Source organism: Caballeronia sp. NK8 (genome assembly GCF_018408855.1).
In the GTDB taxonomy this organism is placed as follows: Bacteria; Pseudomonadota; Gammaproteobacteria; order Burkholderiales; family Burkholderiaceae; genus Caballeronia.
Genome location: NZ_AP024322.1, coordinates 2,157,805 through 2,175,894, shown reverse-complemented (window position 1 = coordinate 2,175,894; position 18,090 = coordinate 2,157,805). Strand labels below are relative to the sequence as shown.

The following is an 18,090-nucleotide window of genomic DNA, read 5'->3' as shown; positions in this document are numbered from 1 at the left end:
CCCTCAACGGCAAGCTGAAGTATGACCAAATCGGAATTGGTCGCCCAGTTGGCGTCGCGATTTCCGCAACTTGTCCTCAAGGATGCGGATTTCGCGGTGAAGACGATGCTCGATGCGATGTCGGAGGCTTTGGCCAACGGTCACCGCATCGAGATTCGCGGCTTCGGCAGCTTCGGGCTCAACCGTCGTCCGTCGCGCGTCGGGCGCAATCCCAAGTCGGGTGAGAAGGTGCTGGTACCGGAGAAATTCGTGCCGCACTTCAAGCCGGGCAAGGAATTGCGCGAACGCGTCGATGGCCGTGCGGGAGAGCCGCTGAAGATGTCGAATGACGATGATGCGGACGATCTCTGATCGGCGCGCATTCCCGGCTGAAGGAATTCTTCAGTTCGCGACGTTCGCCCACGAGGCAATCGACCAGGAAAGCACCCTTCGGGGTGCTTTTTTCATATGCGGCGCTTCATGCTCGCAGCGCTGGCGCAACGGGTTCGTTGTTTGCTGAAAATCCACGCGGAGCGCCGGCGGCTGCCTGTGCCCGGAAGCATCAATTACAATACCGGTCACTTTGACCTGGGTGTTCAACCGCGCAGGCCCGGCCGCAACGGAAGGGCCGTCTGATGCAACCGCTCTTGCGAGACCCTACATGAGATTCCTCGTCTGGCTGATCCGCGTTCTGATTTTCGTGCTGCTGCTGGTGCTGGCGCTCGCCAACACCCAGACCGCGACGCTGAACTTCCTTGCAGGCTATGCCTGGACCGCGCCGCTGATCCTGATCGGTCTCGCGTTTTTCGTCGTGGGATTGCTGGCGGGGCTGTTGTCCGGCGTGCCCGCGATGATACGTCTGCGGATGGAAAACGGACGGCTGAAGCGCGAACTGCGCGTCGCGCGCGAGACGCCGGTGGTGAAGGAAGAACCGCCGATGCCGCCGCTCATCTGATATCGAGCGAAAGCAGACACCTAACATTCAACGACAAATCGCATGGATCTAGACTTCTGGTGGCTACTCGTCATCCCCATCGCCTTCGCGCTGGGGTGGATCGCGTCCCGCTATGACCTGAAAACTCTGCTGTCCGAGAATGCGAACCTGCCGCGCTCGTACTTTCGCGGCCTGAATTTTCTGCTGAACGAACAACACGACAAGGCGATCGATGCGTTCATCGAAGTCGCCAAACTCGATCCGGAAACCATCGAACTGCATTTCGCGCTCGGCAATCTGTTCCGCCGGCGCGGCGAAACCGACCGCGCGATCCGCGTGCATCAGAATCTCCTGAGCCGCGCCGACTTGCCGGTCGCCGAGCGCGATCACGCGCTCTATGAACTCGGACAGGACTTCCTGAAGGCGGGCCTGCTCGATCGCGCCGAGGAGACGTTCCGTTCGCTCGAAGCGGGCGAGTATTCGCTCGGCGCGCAGCGCGCCTTGCTCACCATCTACGAGATCGAGAAAGACTGGCCGAAGTCCATCACGACGGCCGAGCAGATCGAAAAGATGGGCGCGCCGTCGCTGCATATGGAGATCGCGCATTTTCATTGCGAGCTCGCGCAGGAAGCGTTGCAGCGCAAGAATCCCGAAGGCGCGCGCGCCGAACTGAAGCTCGCGCTGGCATCGAACCCGGACAACGTGCGCGCGACGATCCTCGCCGGCGACGTCGAGGCGGCCGCGGGCAACGTCGACACCGCGATCACGCACTGGAAGCGCGTCGAGGCGCAGAATGAAGCGTATCTGCCGCTCGTCGCCGAAAAGCTGATGAAGGCGTACGGCGCGCTCGGACGCAAGGATGAGGGCGTGGATCTGCTGATCGATTACGCGACGCGCTATCCGTCGAACGATCTGCTCGATGTCGCGTACAAGCACGTGCAGGAGTTGCGCGGCCTGGACGCGGCGCACGCGCTCGCGCGCAAGCAAATGGAAAGCGCGCCGAATCTCGCGGGCATGACGCGTCTGCTCGAAGCCCAGGAAGCGACCGCCGACGAGCCGCGTCGCGGCGAGCTCGAACTGATGCGTAATCTCGTGAAACAGCGCACCAAGAACCTGCCGCGTTATACGTGTCAAACTTGCGGCTTCCGCGCGCGACTATTCTATTGGCAATGTCCCGGCTGCAGCGGCTGGGAAACGTACGCGCCGCGGCGCGTCGAGCCGATCACCAGCTCGGTCTGAACCCGCGCGCGGCAAGCATGAAATCAGGCGGCGCTCGAACGCGCCGCTTCCGCCACCGGCATTTCAGAAACCACCGGAAAGCGTATGAAAGTGACCATCGTCGGCACGGGTTACGTCGGTCTTGTGACCGGCGCGTGCCTTGCCGAAATCGGCAATGACGTGTTTTGCGTGGATGTGGATCCGCGCAAGATCGAAATTCTCAACAACGGCGGCGTGCCGATCCACGAGCCGGGCCTTCAGGAAATGCTGAAGCGCACGCGCGCGGCGGGCCGCATCCAGTTTTCCACGGATGTCAAAGCGAGCGTCGAGCATGGCGACATCCAGTTCATCGCGGTGGGCACGCCGCCCGACGAAGATGGTTCCGCCGACCTGCAATACGTGCTCGCCGCCGCGCGCAATATCGGCAAATACTCGAACGGCTTCAAGGTGATCGTCGACAAGTCGACGGTGCCGGTCGGCACAGCGCTGCAGGTGAAGAAGGTCGTCGATGAAGAACTGAAGGCACGTGGGCTCGAAGGCTCGGCGAAGCATGGCTTCTCGGTCGTGTCGAATCCGGAGTTCCTGAAGGAAGGCGCGGCGGTCGACGACTTCATGCGACCAGATCGCATCGTGATCGGCATCGACGACGACGACGCAGGCAATCTCGCGCGCGAGAAGATGAAGCGGCTCTACGTGCCCTTCAACCGCAATCACGAGCGCACGCTCTACATGGACGTGCGCTCCGCCGAATTCACGAAGTACGCCGCCAACGCGATGCTCGCGACGCGCATTTCGTTCATGAACGATCTGTCGAATCTGGCGGACACCGTCGGCGCGGACATTGAATCGGTGCGGCGCGGCATCGGCTCGGACCCGCGCATCGGCTATCACTTCCTGTACGCGGGCTGCGGTTACGGCGGCTCGTGCTTCCCGAAGGACGTGCAGGCGCTCGCGCAGACCGCGCGCGAAAACGGCCACACGCTGCGCGTTCTCGAAGCGGTCGAGGCGGTCAATCACGACCAGAAGGATGTGCTCGTCAACAAGATCGTCAGGCGCATGGGCGAAGACCTGCGCGGGCGCACGTTCGCCGTGTGGGGCCTCGCGTTCAAGCCCAACACCGACGACATGCGCGAGGCGTCGAGCCGGCGCATCATCGAGGCGCTCTTGCAGCGCGGCGCCACGGTGCGCGGTTACGATCCCGTCGCGCGCGACGAAGCCGAGCGCGTGTTCGCCCTCGATCTCGCGGATCGACCCGAGGACATCAAGCGTCTGCACTTCGTGAAGACGCAGCAGGACGCGCTGACGGGCGCAGACGCACTCGTCATCGTGACCGAATGGAAGGAATTCAAGAGCCCCGATTTCTGGCACTTGAAGAGCGCGCTGAAGACGCCGGTAATCTTCGATGGCCGCAATCTGTATGAACCGGAAGCGATGGCCGAAATGGGCATCGACTATTACGCGATAGGACGTCCCCATGTCGAACTCGACCGCAACGGCAGCCGCAGCTAACGCCGATATTCCCGTCGTGCCGCGCGCGCGCATCTCGGCCGCGCGCGTGCTGGTGGTCGGCGACGTGATGCTCGACCGCTACTGGTTCGGCGACGTCAACCGCATCTCGCCCGAAGCGCCCGTGCCGGTCGTGCACGTGCAGAGGAAGGAAGACCGGCTCGGCGGAGCTGCGAACGTCGCGCGCAACGCGGCGGCGCTCGGCGCGCAGGCGGGCTTGCTCTGTGTCGTCGGTCACGACGAGCCGGGCGAGCGCATCGTCGAATTGCTCGGCGAGAGCAAGGTCGCGGGGCATCTCGAACGCGATCCCGAACTGCTCACGACCATCAAGCTGCGCGTGCTTTCGCGCCAGCAGCAACTGCTGCGCGTCGATTTCGAGAACACGCCGAATCACGAAGTGCTGCACGCGTGTCTCGCGCGCTTCGCGGAACTGCTGCCGCAGCACGACGTGATCCTCATGTCCGACTACGCGAAGGGCGGCCTCACGCACGTCACGCAGATGATCGCGGACGCGAAGCGCGCCGGAAAACCCGTGCTCGTCGACCCGAAAGGCGATGACTGGGATCGCTATCGCGGCGCCACTCTCATCACGCCGAATCGCGCCGAACTGCGCGAAGTGGTCGGTCAGTGGAAGTCGGAGGAAGACTTGCACGAGCGTGTGACGAAGCTGCGCGCCGAACTCGATATCTCTGCGCTGCTGCTCACGCGCTCCGAAGAAGGCATGACGCTCTTCACCGAGAACCAGGTGCTGCATACCTCGGCCGAAGCACGCGAAGTGTATGATGTCTCGGGCGCGGGCGACACCGTCATCGCAACGGTCGCGACCATGCTGGGCGCGGGTGTGCCGCTCGTCGACTCGATCGTCTATGCGAATCGCGCGGCGGGCATCGTCGTGGGCAAGCTCGGCACGGCGACCGTCGACTACAACGAACTCTTCGCCTGACCTTACCTGATACTTCGCCATGACCATCATCGTTACCGGTGCTGCCGGGTTCATCGGCAGCAATATCGTCAAGGCGCTCAACGAGCGCGGCGAGCAACGCGTGATCGCGGTGGACAACCTCACGCGCGCCGACAAGTTCAAGAATCTCGTCGATTGCGAGATCGACGATTACCTCGACAAGACCGAGTTCGTCGAGCGCTTCACGCGCGGCGATTTCGGCAAAGTGCGCGCGGTGTTCCATGAAGGCGCCTGTTCGGACACGATGGAAACCGACGGCCGCTACATGATGGACAACAATTTCCGCTACAGCCGCGACGTGATGGACGCGTGCCTCGCACAGGGCGCGCAGTTCCTCTACGCATCGTCGGCGGCGACATACGGCGGGTCGAGCCGTTTCGTCGAAGAACGCGAGGTCGAGAAGCCGCTCAACGTCTACGGCTATTCGAAGTTCCTGTTCGATCAGATCGTGCGTCAGGTGTTGCCGAAGGCGCAGAGCCAGATCGTCGGCTTTCGCTACTTCAACGTGTACGGCCCGCGCGAGACGCACAAGGGCCGCATGGCGTCGGTCGCGTTCCATAACTTCAACCAGTTCCGCTCGGAGGGCAAGGTCAAGCTCTTCGGTGAATACAACGGCTATGCCGCGGGCGAGCAGACGCGCGATTTCATCTCGGTCGAAGATGTGGTGAAGGTGAACCTGTTCTTCTTCGATCATCCGGAGAAGTCGGGCATCTTCAATCTCGGCACCGGACGCGCCCAGCCGTTCAACGATATCGCGTCGACGGTGGTGAATTCGCTGCGCGCGCTCGACGGCGAAGCGGCGCTGTCGCTCGCGGAACTCGTGCAGCGCGGGCTCATCGAGTACATTCCGTTCCCCGATGCACTGCGCGGCAAGTATCAATGCTTCACGCAGGCGGACCAGTCGCGCTTGCGCGCGGCGGGTTACGACGCACCGTTTCTGACGGTTCAGGAAGGCGTCGACCGCTACGTGCGTTGGCTATTCGGCCAGCTATAAACGCGTTTCGAGTCTCTCTAAACTGGGTCTCACGGTTGGCGCCGTTGCCAGCCGGTTCCTCACGGAGACTCAGTCATGTTCAAGCAAGCACGCTCGTCGATCGCCGCATTCGCGCTCATCTTTTCCATCGGTAGCGCGTTCGCGGCCGTCGACGTCAACACCGCCAACTCCGATGCGCTGCGCGGCGTGAAGGGCATCGGTCCGGCCAAGGCGAAAGCCATTCTCGACGAACGTCAGGCGCATGGCCCCTTCAAGGACGCCAGCGATCTCAGCACGCGCGTGAAAGGCATGGGCGGCAAGACCGTTCAACGTCTCGAAGCGGAAGGGCTGACGATCGGTGCTGCCGCCAAGACCGCCGCCGCAGCACCGCCCGGCGCTGCGAACCCGGCGGTCGCGACGCAGGTTTCGGCGTCCGCGTCGTCCAAACCCGTCGTCGTGAAGAAATAAGGGACGACGCCAAGGCGCGCCGGCGTGCCCGGCGTGTCAACGATCTCCTTCAGCCTTCGGAAGTGTTAGGCTCCCCCGCGGACGTTTGCCTGCGGGGCTTTTTGCATGTGCAGGCGCGGCCGCGCGCGGCATTCCATCCGCGCATCAGGGGTGCGTCGGCGTCGACGGGACCGCTGGGCTACAATCGAAGCATTCTCATATCAAAAATCCCGCGGCGGGCGCGTCCTGCCGCGGGAATCGAATCCGCTCCGCATATGGCTTACATGACTATCGAAGACACGATCGGCAATACGCCGCTCGTGCAGCTCGTCCGCATCGTGGACGACGAAATCCGCAGCCGCAACAACGTCGTGCTGGGCAAGCTGGAAGGCAACAATCCGGCGGGTTCGGTGAAGGACCGTCCGGCTTTGTCGATGATCAGGAAAGCTGAAGAGCGCGGCCGCATCAAGCCGGGCGACACGCTGATCGAAGCGACGAGCGGCAATACCGGCATCGCGCTCGCGATGGCCGCCGCGATGCGCGGCTACAAGATGGTGCTGCTGATGCCCGAAGATCTGTCGGTCGAGCGCCGTCAGAGCATGGCCGCGTATGGCGCGGAGATCGTGCTGACGCCGGTGACGGGCGGCATGGAGTACGCGCGCGATCTCGCCGATCAGATGCAGCGCGATGGCAAGGGGATCATCCTCGACCAGTTCGCGAATCCCGACAATCCGCTCGCGCATTACGAAGGCACTGGCCCCGAACTGTGGCGTCAGACCGAAGGGCGCCTCACGCACTTCGTCTCGTCGATGGGCACGACCGGCACGATCATGGGCGTGTCGAAATACCTGAAAGAGCAGGACCAGAAGATCGAGATCATCGGTGCGCAGCCGGAAGAGGGCTCGCGCATTCCGGGCATCCGCAAGTGGCCGGAAGCGTATCTGCCGAAGATCTTCGATCGCAGCCGGGTCGACCGCGTGGAGAACGTGAGTCAGGCGGCGTCCGAGGCGATGGCGCGGCGCCTCGCATCGGTCGAAGGTATTTTCGCGGGCATCTCGTCGGGCGGCGCGTGCGAAGTCGCGCTGCGCATCGCGCGGCAGGTGGAGAACGCGACGATCGTGTTCATCGTCTGCGATCGCGGCGATCGTTATCTGTCGACGGGCGTGTTTCCGGCGTGATGCCGCGACCTTTGCCCGCGCAATGAAAAAACCCCGGCATGCCGGGGTTTTTTACTTTTTCAGAGCCAGCGAAACGTCACTGCGGATTCGTGCCCGTGTCGCCCGAGATCATGCGCGCCTTCACCGCTTCGCCGAGTTGATACACCGCGAGCGCATAGAAGAAGCTGCGGTTGTAGCGCGTGAGCACATAGAAGTTCTTCAGCCCGAGCGTGTACTCGGTCGTGCGGCCGGGCGTCGGCAGATCGACGACGGTGAGCGGCGTCGCTGCCTGAGCCTCGACGTTCAGTCCCGGCTCGTTGAGCAGCATGCCGGCCTTCGTCAATTGCGCGAGCGACCACTTCGGCTCCGGCGCGCCATCGGCCGCGGCCTGCGCGATGCCCTGGCTGCCGACATCGCCGGCGATCCGCCACACGACCGGACGGCCCGGCTCCCAGCCGTTCTGCTTCAGATAGTTCGCCACGCTGCCGATGGCGTCCGCAGGGCTCGTGCGCAGATCGATGCGGCTGTTGCCGTCGTAATCGACCGCGTATTGCACGATACTGCTGGGCAGAAACTGCGGGATGCCGATCGCGCCGGTGTACGAACCGAGCACGGTGGTCGGATCGATCTGCGCATCGCGCGTCCACACGAGCAGGTCTTCCAGGTTCTTGCGGAAGGTCGCCATGCGCTCGGCACGATTCGGCGTGTTCGGGTAATCGAAGGTGAGCGTGGTCAGCGCGTCGAGCGCGCGGAAGTTGCCCATGTACTTCCCGTAGATCGTCTCCACGCCGATGATCCCGACGATCACCTCCGGCGGCACGCCGAATTGCTCGGAGGCGCGCTGCAGCGTGGCCTGATTCGCGCGCCAGAACTTCACGCCCGCGTTGATTCGCACCGGCTCGATGAAGCGCGATTGATATGCGCGCCAGTTCTTGGCCTGCGGCGTGGGCGATGGCAGAACGAGTTTCGCCGCCGTCGCCGAATAGCTCACGCGGGCGAACAGGTCGTGCAGCGCGGACGAATCGAAATCGTAGCGCGCGACCATGTCGTTGATGAACGCTTCGACATTCGGATTGTTCGCGTAGCGCTGCGGCACGATCTCTTCTTCGAACACCTGTCCTTGCGGCGTCGCGGCCTGCGGCTGCTGCGACTGCGCAAAGACACTGTTGCCGGAGAGAACGCCGAGCGCGCAGACGAGGGAGGCGAAGAGTGCGCGCTTTGCCGGCTTGAAACGGGCCGTGAGGTCGAACGGAGCAAACTGGAAAGTCATAGTGTGCGTGGTTGGGGCGGTGGGGGCGATGCCGGATGCACGAAACGCCGGAAGTTGAATCGATCCGAAACGATCTGCAACGATTCTCAACAGAACGCAACGCGCAACCGCTCGGCCGGCAAGGCGTCGGGGCAGTATAACCGACGCCTCGTGCCCATACTGCCCGCGTGCCAAGGCAAGGGCGGCCGTGCCGAACGGTGTGGTAACTTAACGTCAAACGCGCGACGCGTGGTCGCGTATGACGAAAAAACACGAGACGAGAGCCGACGAAAGCGGCATTGCGAGACATCATGGCCACCGGCTTTTACTCCCACCCCGACTGCCTCCGGCACGACAACGGTCAATGGCATCCCGAATGCCCGGCGCGCTTGCAGGCGATCGAAGATCAGCTGATCGCGAGCCGGATCGATGCGCTCATCGAGCGCGAGGAAGCGCCGCTCGCCGAGGAAACCGACCTCGCGCGCGTGCATACGCAGGCCCATATCGACTACATCAAGAGCCGCACGCCCGAATCGGGTCGAAGCGAGCTCGATCCCGATACGTCGATGTGCCCCGAGTCCTATCGCGCCGCATTGCGCGCGGCGGGCGCGGCAATCGCTGCGACCGATGCCGTCATCGAAGGGCGTTACGACAACGCGTTTTGCAGCGTGCGGCCGCCGGGCCATCACGCGGAGCCCGCGCGCGCGATGGGCTTCTGCCTCTTCAACAACGTCGCGATTGCCGCGCGTCATGCGCTCGACGTGCACGGCCTGCAACGCGTCGCGATCGTCGATTTCGACGTTCATCACGGCAACGGCACCGAGGCCGCGTTTTCCGGCGACTCGCGCGTGCTGATGTGCAGCTTCTTCCAGCATCCGTTCTATCCGTTCAGCGGCGCTGGGAATCACGCGTCGAACATGGTCAACGTGCCGCTGCCGGCGCGCACCAAGGGCATGCAGGTGCGCGAGGTCGTCGACATGATGTGGCTGCCGCGGCTCGAGGAATTCAAGCCGCAGATGATCTTCGTTTCGGCCGGATTCGACGCGCATCGCGAAGACGACATGGCCAACATGGGTCTCGTCGAGGACGACTACGCGTGGATCACCGAGCAGGTTCGCGCGGTGGCGAAGCGTCACGCGCAAGGGCGCATCGTGAGCTGTCTCGAAGGTGGGTATAACTTGTCGGCGCTTGGGCGCAGTGTGGTTGCGCATTTGCGTGTGCTGGCCGAGATCTGAGCATCGGTAAATATCTCAACGTTATTAGCCGATCTGAATTCATTATTAAACGGAATGTAAAGCCTCCTGTAAAATCGCGAACCACAGTACTACACGGCTACGAACGAGCGGCGGCCGGCTGCGCGGGGTGCATTTCGCCCGGCGAGCCTTCCGCCGTTTGCATTTTCCATGATCGAAATACGCAACCTCTCGCAGCGATTCGCCGGCCCGCGCGGCTGGGTCGAAGCGCTGCACAACGTCAATCTGACGATTCCCGCCGGCGAAGTGTTCGGCATCATCGGGCGCAGCGGCGCGGGCAAGAGCACGCTGGTACGCACGATCAATCTGCTCACGCGCCCAAGCGAAGGCAACGTGATCGTCGACGGCCGCGATCTGATGACGCTCGGCAAGGACGATCTGCGCGCCGCCCGCCGCGATATCGGCATGATCTTTCAGCACTTCAATCTGCTGAGCTCGCGCACGGTGTTCGACAACGTCGCGCTGCCGCTCGAACTCGCCGGCAAGAAGCGCGCGGAGATCGAGGCGGCCGTTTTGCCGCTGCTCGATCTCGTCGGCCTGACGACGCACAAGGACAAATATCCCGCGCAGATCAGCGGCGGGCAGAAGCAGCGCGTGGGCATCGCGCGGGCGCTCGCGAGCAAGCCGACCGTGCTGCTCTCCGACGAAGCCACGTCCGCGCTCGATCCCGAAACCACCCGCGCGATTCTCGATCTGCTGCGCAAGATCAATCGCGAGCTCGGACTCACGATCGTGCTGATCACGCATCAGATGGAAGTCATCAAGCAGGTCTGCGATCGCGTCGCGGTGCTCGACGCGGGCCGCGTGGTGGAAGAGGGCAAGGTCGTCGATGTCTTCATGCAGCCGCATCACGAAGTCACGCGCGCGCTGATCGGCGACGTGATCGCGCACGAGTTGCCGCCCGCGTTGAAGGCGCGCGTGATCGAGCGTCTGAAGACCGGCAGCGGCCATCTGCTGCGGCTCGCGTTCACGGGCTCGGGCGTCGATCAGCCGATTCTCTCGGAGACGATTCGCCGCTACGAACTCGATTTCAACATCCTGCACGGTCAGATCGACGAGATCCAGGGGCAGGCGTTCGGCTCGCTCGCGGTGCTCGCGGGTGGCCAGCCGGTGAAGATCGCCGAGGCGATCGAGTATTTGCGTTCGCAAGGCGTCGTTGTGGAGGAGTTGTCCCATGTTGAGTGAAATGTTCGACATGTTCGTGCAGTCGTTCTGGGAAACGCTGATCATGGTCGGCATCTCGGGTCTGGTCGGCGCGGCCGTCGGCCTGCCGCTCGGCGTGCTGCTCTATCTCACCGATCGCGACGGCGTGTTGCAGAACATCGGCGTGAATCGCGTCCTCGGCGGCATCGTCAATGCGGTGCGCTCGACGCCGTTCATCATCCTGCTCGTCGCGGTGATTCCGTTCACGCGGCTCGTCGTCGGCTCGTCGATCGGCACCGCGGCCGCGGTCGTGCCGCTGACCATCGCCGCCGCGCCGTTCATCGCGCGGCTCGTCGAAACCGCGCTGCGCGAAGTGGATCGCGGTCTGATCGAAGCCGCGCAGGCGATGGGCGCGACCACCCGTCAGATCGTCTTCAAGGTGCTGCTGCCGGAATCGCTGCCGGGCGTCGTCGCGGGCCTGACGATCACCTTCGTGTCGCTCGTCGGCTATTCGGCGATGGCAGGCGCGATCGGCGGCGGCGGCCTCGGCGATCTCGGCATCCGCTACGGCTATCAGCGCTTTCTGCCCGAAGTGATGCTCACGGTCGTCGTGATCCTGATTGTGTTCGTGCAGGTCGTGCAGTCATTCGGCGACTGGCTCGTTCGTCGTCTCAGCCATAAATAACCACTCGATAAATCATGCAACGTCGATTCATTCTCAAATTCGCTGCCGCGCTCCTCTCCACAACGATGTTCAACGGCGTCGCGCACGCCGAGGACTCAATCAAGATGGGCGTGACGGGCGGCCCGCACGCGCAGATCATGGACGTGGTGAAGCAGGTCGCCGCGAAGAACGGTCTCAAGATCACGGTCGTCGAGTTCTCGGATTACGTGCAGCCGAACGCCGCGCTCGCCGCCGGTGATCTCGATGCGAACAGCTACCAGCATCTGCCGTATCTCGACGCGCAGGTGAAGGATCGCGGCTACAAGCTCGTCAAGGTCGCCGATACCGTGACGTTCCCGATGGGCATCTACTCGAAGAAGCTGAAGTCGTTGTCGGCGCTCGGCAACGGGGCGCGCGTCGCGGTCCCGAACGATCCGACCAACGGCGGCCGCGCGCTGCTGCTGTTGCAGAAGCAAGGCCTCATCAAGTTGCGCGCGGATGCGGGGCTCAAGGCGACGCCGCTCGATATCGTCGAGAACCCGAAGAAGCTGAAGATCGTCGAACTCGACGCCGCGCAGATTCCCCGCTCGCTTGACGACGTCGACGTCGCCGCCATCAACACCAATTTCGCGATGGAAGCGGGCCTGAAGCCGAAGTCGGACGCGATCGCGATCGAGGATCCGCGCGGCCCGTACGTGAACATCATTGCAATCCGCGCGGCCGACAAGGACAAGCCTTGGGTCGCCAAACTGGTCGCGGCGTATCACTCGCCGGAGGTGAAGCAGTTCGTCGAGGGCAAATACGCGGGAGCGGTGATTACGGCCTGGTAATCGTTTTCAGCGGCGGGACTCGGGTTTGTGCGGATATAAATAGAACGACCGTTCGTTAAAAATGGTCGCATTCCTATTGCACGACGACCCATCCCACCCGATTGCGGAGGGGCTAGCCGACGCGTCACTCGTATAATGACGCTGGGTTGACGTAATCGTAACTTTGGAGCGTGTGCATGAAAATTCTGGTGCCAGTCAAGCGCGTGGTCGACTACAACGTTAAGGTCCGAGTCAAGTCGGACAACACGGGTGTCGATATCGCCAACGTGAAGATGTCGATGAACCCGTTCGACGAGATCGCCGTGGAAGAGGCGGTGCGTCTGAGGGAAGCAGGTGTTGCGACGGAAGTGATCGCCGTATCGTGCGGCGTGACGCAATGTCAGGAGACGTTGCGCACGGCGCTGGCCATCGGCGCGGATCGCGCGATTCTCGTCGAATCCGCCGATGAACTGCAGCCGCTGGCGGTGGCGAAGATCCTGAAGGCCCTGGTCGATCAGGAGAAGCCGGAACTGGTCATCCTCGGCAAGCAGGCCATCGACGACGATTCGAATCAGACCGGCCAGATGCTGGCGGCGCTGGCGGGTTTGCCGCAGGCGACGTTCGCATCGAAGGTCGTGGTCGCGGATGGCAAAGCGACGGTATCGCGTGAAGTCGACGGCGGCGCGGAAACGCTGTCGCTGAAGCTGCCCGCTGTGGTGACGACGGACCTGCGCCTGAACGAGCCGCGCTATGTGACGTTGCCGAACATCATGAAGGCGAAGAAGAAGCCTTTGACGACGGTGAAGCCCGCGGATCTGGGCGTCGATGTCGCGCCGCGTCTGAAGACGCTGAAAGTGGTCGAGCCGCCGAAGCGCAGCGCGGGCATCACGGTGCCGGACGTGAAGACGCTGGTCGAGAAGCTCAAGACCGAAGCCAAGGTGCTTTGATCGCCACACACGCGGAGACAACATGACGATTCTGGTAATTGCGGAACACGACAACGCGTCGATCAAGGCATCGACGCTGAACACGGTGGCAGCGGCGGCGAAAATCGGCGGCGACGTGCACGTGCTGGTCGCGGGTTCGAACGCGCAAGGCGCGGCGGATGCGGCAGCGAAGATCGCAGGCGTGAGCAAAGTGCTGCTCGCCGATGCGCCCCAACTCGCCGAAGGCCTCGCGGAAAACATCGATGCGACCGTGCTGAACATCGCGAAGGATTATTCGCATATTCTGGCTCCGGCAACGGCTTACGGTAAGAACATCGCGCCGCGTATCGCGGCGCATCTCGATGTCGCGCAGATCAGCGACATCACCGCCGTCGATAGCGCCGACACGTTCGAGCGCCCGATCTATGCGGGCAACGCGATCGCGACGGTTCAATCGAGCGATCCGATCAAGGTGATCACGGTCCGCTCGACAGGCTTCGATCCGGTCGCAGCGGAAGGCGGCAGCGCATCGGTCGAAAAGATCGAAGCCGCCGCCGACGCGGGCCTCTCGCAGTTCGTGAGCCGCGAAGTGACGAAGCTCGATCGTCCGGAACTGACGAGCGCGCACATCATCGTGTCGGGCGGTCGCGGTCTGGGCAGCGGCGAGAACTATACGAAGACGCTGGAACCGCTCGCGGACAAGCTCAACGCAGCGCTGGGCGCATCGCGTGCGGCGGTCGATGCGGGTTACGTTCCGAACGACTATCAAGTCGGTCAAACCGGCAAGATCGTCGCGCCGCAACTGTACGTGGCGGTCGGCATCTCGGGCGCGATCCAGCACCTGGCGGGCATGAAGGATTCGAAGGTCATCGTCGCGATCAACAAGGATCCCGAAGCGCCGATCTTCAGCGTCGCGGATTATGGTCTCGTCGGCGATCTGTTCGCGGTCGTGCCGGAACTGGTGAAAGAGCTCGGTTGAACCGGGCCGTGTGAGTCGAACACTCGCCACAAACAACAAGAAAGGGCGCGACAGATGTTGCGCCCTTTTTTTGCACCGGAATATCTGAAAAGGGAGGAGACAGGACGATGAGCTACAGCGCCCCGGTCAAGGACATGCTGTTTGTGGTGAAGGAACTGGCGGATATCGACAGCATCGCCGCGCTGCCCGGTTACGAGGACGCGGGCTTCGATACGGCGCAGGCCGTCGTCGAGGAAGCCGCGCGCTTTTGCGGCGAAGTCATCGCGCCGCTGAATGTGGCGGGCGACCGCAATCCGAGCGCGTGGGCGAACGGCGAAGTCACGACGACGCCCGGCTTCAAGGACGCGTTCCGTCAGTTCGCGGAAGGCGGCTGGCAAGGCGTCGTGCATCCGGCGGACTTCGGCGGTCAGGGCTTGCCGAAACTTATCGCGACGCCATGCATCGAAGCGCTCAACGCGGCGAATCTCTCCTTCGCATTGTGTCCGTTGCTCACCGACGGCGCGATCGAGGCGCTCCTCACCGCCGGCAGCGACGCGCAGAAGGCGCGCTATCTCCCGAAGTTCATTTCCGGCGAGTGGACCGGCACGATGAACCTCACCGAGCCGCAGGCCGGCTCCGATCTCGCGCTCGTACGCACGCGCGCCGAGCCGCAGGGCGATGGCAGCTACAAAGTGTTCGGCACGAAGATTTTCATCACCTACGGCGAGCACGACATGGCGAAGAACATCGTGCATCTCGTGCTCGCGCGCACGCCTGACGCGCCCGAAGGCGTCAAAGGCATCTCGCTCTTCCTGGTGCCGAAGTTCCTCGTCAACGACGACGGCTCGCTCGGCGCGCGCAACGACGTGCACTGCGTGTCGATCGAGCACAAGCTCGGCATCAAGGCGAGCCCGACGGCCGTGCTGCAATACGGCGATCATGGCGGCGCGATCGGCTATCTGATCGGCGAGGAGAATCGCGGGCTCGAATACATGTTCATCATGATGAACGCGGCGCGCTTCGCCGTGGGCATGCAGGGTGTCGCGATTGCCGAGCGTGCGTATCAGCAAGCGGTCGCGTATGCGAAAGAGCGCGTGCAGAGCCGCCCCGTCGACGGCAGCGCGAAGGAGCCGGTCACGATCATCCATCATCCCGACGTGCGCCGCATGCTCTCCACGATGCGCGCCTACACCGAAGGCGCTCGCGCGCTCGCGTATGTCGCGGCGGCGCACAGCGACTTCGCGCACGGCCATGCGGACGCGGATGCGCGCAAGAGCCATCAGACAATCTACGAATACCTCGTGCCGATCGTGAAGGGCTTCAGCACGGAGATGTCCGTCGATGTCGCGAGTCTCGGCGTGCAGGTGCACGGCGGCATGGGCTTCATCGAGGAGACGGGCGCGGCGCAGCACTATCGCGATGCGCGCATCCTGCCGATCTACGAGGGCACGACAGCGATCCAGGCGAACGACCTGATCGGCCGCAAGACCGTGCGCGATGGCGGCGCGGCGGCGCAGGCGCTGCTTGCGCAGGTCGACCAGACCATCGCGGCGCTCGCCGATGTGGACGGTCAGCCGTTCAGGTCGATGCATCGGCATTTGAGCGCGGGAAGCCTGTCGCTCGCGCGCGCGATCGAATTCATCGTCGCGAAGTTCAGGAGCGATCCGAACGCGGTGTTCGCGGGCAGTGTGCCGTATCTGCGGCTCGCGGGCATCGTGTTCTCGGGTTGGCAGATGGCGCGCGCGATGCTCGTCGCGCACGCCAAACGCGCGGAAGACGAGCGTTTCCATGTTGCGAAAATCGCGACGGCGCAGTTCTTCGCGGAACACATTCTGTCTCAGGCGCCAGGGATCGAGGCGTCGATCATCAGCGCGAACGGCAAGGAAGGCGTGCTCGCGTTGAGCGAAGATCAGTTCTAAAAGAACAAAGGCGCCTCGCGGCGCCTTTGTCGTTCAAGCGATAGAAGTCATCACGCGTTCGCGTATCCCGGACGCGTCTGCACGCCGACATCGCCAGAGTAGCGATGTACCGACAGATCGTCCGAGCGGATCGCGGGCTGCTTGCCCGACATCAGATCCGCCAGCAACTGACCGGAGCCGCACGACATCGTCCAGCCGAGCGTGCCGTGGCCGGTGTTCAGGAACAGGTTCGGCACGCGAGTGCGGCCGACGATCGGCGTGCCGTCCGGCGTCATCGGACGCAGGCCGGTCCAGAACTTGGCGCTCGCGGTATCGCCGCCGCCGGGGAACAGATCGTTCACGCACATTTCGAGCGTCTCGCGGCGAGCCTGCTTCAGCTTCCTGTCGTAACCGACGATTTCCGCCATGCCGCCCACGCGGATGCGGTCGTCGAAGCGCGTGATCGCGATCTTGTAGGTTTCGTCGAGCACGGTAGAGACCGGCGCGCGGTTCGCATCGACGATAGGCGCGGTGATCGAATAGCCCTTCAGCGGATAAACCGGAATCTTCACGAGATCGCCGAGCAGCTTCGGCGAATACGAGCCCAGCGCGACGACGTACGAATCCGCCGTCACCAGTTCCTTGCCGCACTGCACACCGGCGATGCGGCCGTTGCTGACGGCGAGCGCGTCGATCGGCGTGTTGTAGCGGAACTTGACGCCGAGCGCTTCGGCCATCGCGGCGAGGCGCGTGGTGAACATCTGGCAGTCGCCGGTTTCATCGTTCGGCAGACGCAGGCCGCCCGTCAGCTTGTGCGACACGGCGGCGAGTGCGGGCTCGGCATTTTTGAGTTCATCGGCGGTGAGCAGTTCGAACGGGACGTTGGCGTCCTTGAGCACGGCGATATCCTTGCCCGCGCCATCGAATTGCTGTTGCGTGCGGAACAGTTGCAGCGTGCCGCCCGTGCGGCCTTCGTAATGGATGCCGGTGTCGGCGCGCAGGGCCTGCAGGCAGTCGCGGCTGTACTCGGCGAGACGGACCATGCGGCCCTTGTTGACCGTGTAGCGGTCCTGCGTGCAGTTGCGCAGCATCTGCCACATCCATTGCAGCTGGTTCATCGTGCCGTCGAGGCGGATGGCGAGCGGCGCGTGCTTTTCGAACATCCACTTCACGGCCTTGAGCGGAACGCCCGGCGCGGCCCACGGCGATGCATAGCCCGGGGAGATCTGTCCGGCATTGGCGAAACTCGTTTCGAGGGCGGGGCCCGCTTCGCGGTCGATGACCGTGACTTCGTGGCCGGCGCGAGCGAGGTAATACGCGCTGGTCACGCCGACGACGCCGCTTCCGAGAATAACGATTCGCATGTGATCTCCATCCAGATTCGATGAAAACTTCCGAATGCGCGTACGTTAAGGTGATCGACGCGGCAAACTGAAGCTCATATAGTGTTATCGACTATGGTATGGACTTCGAGGCAGTTTTAGTTATTGTATTTGATCGATTTTCAGGAAAAACCCATGCGAACACAGCGAAATCCGGTCCGCACGCTCGACAAGCTCGACCACAAGATTCTGAACATTCTTCAGGAGGACGGCCGCGTTGCGATGAAGGACCTGGCCGAGCGGGTCGGGCTGTCAGTTACGCCGTGCATCGAGCGGGTGAAACGCATGGAGCGTGATGGCGTCATCATGGGTTACTACGCGCGCGTGAACCCGACCGAGTTGGGCGCTGCGCTGCTCGTATTCGTCGAGATCACGCTCGATCACAAGAGCGGCAACATGTTCGAGCAATTCCGGCGCGAAGTGCAGAAGATCCCGGAAGTGCTCGAGTGTCACCTCGTCTCGGGCGACTTCGACTATCTGATCAAGGCGCGCATCGGCGAAATGGCGGACTATCGCAAGCTGCTCGGGGACATCCTGTTGCAATTGCCGGGCGCGGTGCAATCGAAGAGTTACGTGGTGATGGAGGAGATCAAGGAGACGCTCAAGATTCTCGTCGAGACGTGATTTTCCGCT

The 18,090-nt window shown here is 63.1% G+C and carries 18 protein-coding genes; 16 read left to right on the top strand and 2 right to left on the bottom strand.

What is annotated here, in order from left to right; genetic code table 11:
- Window positions 1-21: 21 nt before the first annotated feature.
- The 8 genes from NK8_RS10440 to cysM all read left to right on the top strand — a co-directional run bounded on the left by NK8_RS10440 (window position 22) and on the right by cysM (window position 7,196).
- Window positions 22-351 carry an integration host factor subunit beta gene (locus tag NK8_RS10440; protein ID WP_061179516.1) on the top strand — a complete coding sequence of 110 codons (330 nt, stop codon included), beginning with the start codon at window positions 22-24 and terminating at the stop codon, window positions 349-351.
- Window positions 352-640: 289 nt separating this feature from the next.
- The gene (locus tag NK8_RS10435; protein ID WP_061179517.1) at window positions 641-934 is read left to right on the top strand and encodes a lipopolysaccharide assembly LapA domain-containing protein; all 294 of its coding nucleotides are present in this window, start codon (window positions 641-643) and stop codon (window positions 932-934) included.
- A 42-nt stretch (window positions 935-976) separates the two neighbouring features.
- Complete coding sequence (gene lapB / locus NK8_RS10430; RefSeq protein ID WP_162066121.1) at window positions 977-2,152, top strand: lipopolysaccharide assembly protein LapB; 1,176 nt, start codon at window positions 977-979, stop codon at window positions 2,150-2,152.
- An 84-nt stretch (window positions 2,153-2,236) separates the two neighbouring features.
- A complete protein-coding gene (locus NK8_RS10425) occupies window positions 2,237-3,640 on the top strand; it encodes a UDP-glucose/GDP-mannose dehydrogenase family protein (RefSeq protein WP_213226270.1) in 1,404 nt (467 codons plus the stop codon).
- Window positions 3,606-4,580: a D-glycero-beta-D-manno-heptose-7-phosphate kinase gene (rfaE1, locus tag NK8_RS10420; protein WP_213226269.1), complete on the top strand. Its 975-nt coding sequence runs from the start codon at window positions 3,606-3,608 to the stop codon at window positions 4,578-4,580. The genes NK8_RS10425 and rfaE1 overlap by 35 nt, the downstream gene beginning before the upstream one ends.
- A gap of 19 nt (window positions 4,581-4,599) precedes the next feature.
- A complete protein-coding gene (rfaD, locus tag NK8_RS10415; RefSeq protein WP_213226268.1) occupies window positions 4,600-5,592 on the top strand; it encodes an ADP-glyceromanno-heptose 6-epimerase in 993 nt (330 codons plus the stop codon).
- 75 nt (window positions 5,593-5,667) lie between these two features.
- Window positions 5,668-6,039: a helix-hairpin-helix domain-containing protein gene (locus tag NK8_RS10410; protein ID WP_213226267.1), complete on the top strand. Its 372-nt coding sequence runs from the start codon at window positions 5,668-5,670 to the stop codon at window positions 6,037-6,039.
- A 254-nt stretch (window positions 6,040-6,293) separates the two neighbouring features.
- Complete coding sequence (cysM, locus tag NK8_RS10405) at window positions 6,294-7,196, top strand: cysteine synthase CysM (RefSeq protein ID WP_162066116.1); 903 nt, start codon at window positions 6,294-6,296, stop codon at window positions 7,194-7,196.
- Between the two features lie 76 nt (window positions 7,197-7,272).
- Here cysM and mltB read toward each other — a convergent pair whose 3' ends face one another.
- Entirely contained in the window at window positions 7,273-8,445 is a 1,173-nt protein-coding gene (mltB, locus tag NK8_RS10400; RefSeq protein WP_213226266.1) for a lytic murein transglycosylase B, read from the bottom strand.
- Between the two features lie 290 nt (window positions 8,446-8,735).
- Here mltB and NK8_RS10395 point away from each other — a divergent pair, with 290 nt between their 5' ends.
- The 7 genes from NK8_RS10395 to NK8_RS10365 all read left to right on the top strand — a co-directional run bounded on the left by NK8_RS10395 (window position 8,736) and on the right by NK8_RS10365 (window position 16,096).
- Window positions 8,736-9,659: a histone deacetylase family protein gene (locus tag NK8_RS10395; protein WP_213226265.1), complete on the top strand. Its 924-nt coding sequence runs from the start codon at window positions 8,736-8,738 to the stop codon at window positions 9,657-9,659.
- A 168-nt stretch (window positions 9,660-9,827) separates the two neighbouring features.
- A complete protein-coding gene (locus tag NK8_RS10390) occupies window positions 9,828-10,862 on the top strand; it encodes a methionine ABC transporter ATP-binding protein (protein WP_162066113.1) in 1,035 nt (344 codons plus the stop codon).
- The gene (locus tag NK8_RS10385; protein WP_162066112.1) at window positions 10,852-11,505 is read left to right on the top strand and encodes a methionine ABC transporter permease; all 654 of its coding nucleotides are present in this window, start codon (window positions 10,852-10,854) and stop codon (window positions 11,503-11,505) included. The genes NK8_RS10390 and NK8_RS10385 overlap by 11 nt, the downstream gene beginning before the upstream one ends.
- A 14-nt stretch (window positions 11,506-11,519) precedes the next feature.
- Complete coding sequence (locus tag NK8_RS10380) at window positions 11,520-12,314, top strand: MetQ/NlpA family ABC transporter substrate-binding protein (protein WP_213226264.1); 795 nt, start codon at window positions 11,520-11,522, stop codon at window positions 12,312-12,314.
- 176 nt (window positions 12,315-12,490) lie between these two features.
- Entirely contained in the window at window positions 12,491-13,240 is a 750-nt protein-coding gene (locus NK8_RS10375) for an electron transfer flavoprotein subunit beta/FixA family protein (protein ID WP_061179375.1), read from the top strand.
- A 22-nt stretch (window positions 13,241-13,262) separates the two neighbouring features.
- Window positions 13,263-14,198: an electron transfer flavoprotein subunit alpha/FixB family protein gene (locus NK8_RS10370; RefSeq protein WP_162066110.1), complete on the top strand. Its 936-nt coding sequence runs from the start codon at window positions 13,263-13,265 to the stop codon at window positions 14,196-14,198.
- Window positions 14,199-14,305: 107 nt separating this feature from the next.
- The gene (locus tag NK8_RS10365; RefSeq protein ID WP_213226263.1) at window positions 14,306-16,096 is read left to right on the top strand and encodes an acyl-CoA dehydrogenase; all 1,791 of its coding nucleotides are present in this window, start codon (window positions 14,306-14,308) and stop codon (window positions 16,094-16,096) included.
- A 50-nt stretch (window positions 16,097-16,146) separates the two neighbouring features.
- Here NK8_RS10365 and NK8_RS10360 read toward each other — a convergent pair whose 3' ends face one another.
- The gene (locus NK8_RS10360) at window positions 16,147-17,439 is read right to left on the bottom strand and encodes a D-amino acid dehydrogenase (protein ID WP_213226262.1); all 1,293 of its coding nucleotides are present in this window, start codon (window positions 17,437-17,439) and stop codon (window positions 16,147-16,149) included.
- 153 nt (window positions 17,440-17,592) lie between these two features.
- Here NK8_RS10360 and NK8_RS10355 point away from each other — a divergent pair, with 153 nt between their 5' ends.
- Window positions 17,593-18,081 (top strand): Lrp/AsnC ligand binding domain-containing protein, encoded by a 489-nt coding sequence (locus tag NK8_RS10355; RefSeq protein ID WP_061178805.1) that lies wholly within the window; start codon window positions 17,593-17,595, stop codon window positions 18,079-18,081.
- The last annotated feature ends 9 nt before the right edge of the window (window positions 18,082-18,090 follow it).

Coding starts and splice junctions, on each gene's coding strand:
- NK8_RS10425 (WP_213226270.1), top strand. CDS start 2,237: ATGAAAGTGACCATCGTCGGCACGGGTTACGTCGGTCTTGTGACCGGC.
- NK8_RS10380 (WP_213226264.1), top strand. CDS start 11,520: ATGCAACGTCGATTCATTCTCAAATTCGCTGCCGCGCTCCTCTCCACA.
- NK8_RS10375 (WP_061179375.1), top strand. CDS start 12,491: ATGAAAATTCTGGTGCCAGTCAAGCGCGTGGTCGACTACAACGTTAAG.
- NK8_RS10410 (WP_213226267.1), top strand. CDS start 5,668: ATGTTCAAGCAAGCACGCTCGTCGATCGCCGCATTCGCGCTCATCTTT.
- rfaE1 (WP_213226269.1), top strand. CDS start 3,606: ATGTCGAACTCGACCGCAACGGCAGCCGCAGCTAACGCCGATATTCCC.
- NK8_RS10390 (WP_162066113.1), top strand. CDS start 9,828: ATGATCGAAATACGCAACCTCTCGCAGCGATTCGCCGGCCCGCGCGGC.
- NK8_RS10355 (WP_061178805.1), top strand. CDS start 17,593: ATGCGAACACAGCGAAATCCGGTCCGCACGCTCGACAAGCTCGACCAC.
- lapB (WP_162066121.1), top strand. CDS start 977: ATGGATCTAGACTTCTGGTGGCTACTCGTCATCCCCATCGCCTTCGCG.
- NK8_RS10440 (WP_061179516.1), top strand. CDS start 22: ATGACCAAATCGGAATTGGTCGCCCAGTTGGCGTCGCGATTTCCGCAA.
- cysM (WP_162066116.1), top strand. CDS start 6,294: ATGGCTTACATGACTATCGAAGACACGATCGGCAATACGCCGCTCGTG.
- NK8_RS10370 (WP_162066110.1), top strand. CDS start 13,263: ATGACGATTCTGGTAATTGCGGAACACGACAACGCGTCGATCAAGGCA.
- rfaD (WP_213226268.1), top strand. CDS start 4,600: ATGACCATCATCGTTACCGGTGCTGCCGGGTTCATCGGCAGCAATATC.
- NK8_RS10435 (WP_061179517.1), top strand. CDS start 641: ATGAGATTCCTCGTCTGGCTGATCCGCGTTCTGATTTTCGTGCTGCTG.
- mltB (WP_213226266.1), bottom strand. CDS start 8,445: ATGACTTTCCAGTTTGCTCCGTTCGACCTCACGGCCCGTTTCAAGCCG.
- NK8_RS10365 (WP_213226263.1), top strand. CDS start 14,306: ATGAGCTACAGCGCCCCGGTCAAGGACATGCTGTTTGTGGTGAAGGAA.
- NK8_RS10385 (WP_162066112.1), top strand. CDS start 10,852: ATGTTGAGTGAAATGTTCGACATGTTCGTGCAGTCGTTCTGGGAAACG.
- NK8_RS10395 (WP_213226265.1), top strand. CDS start 8,736: ATGGCCACCGGCTTTTACTCCCACCCCGACTGCCTCCGGCACGACAAC.
- NK8_RS10360 (WP_213226262.1), bottom strand. CDS start 17,439: ATGCGAATCGTTATTCTCGGAAGCGGCGTCGTCGGCGTGACCAGCGCG.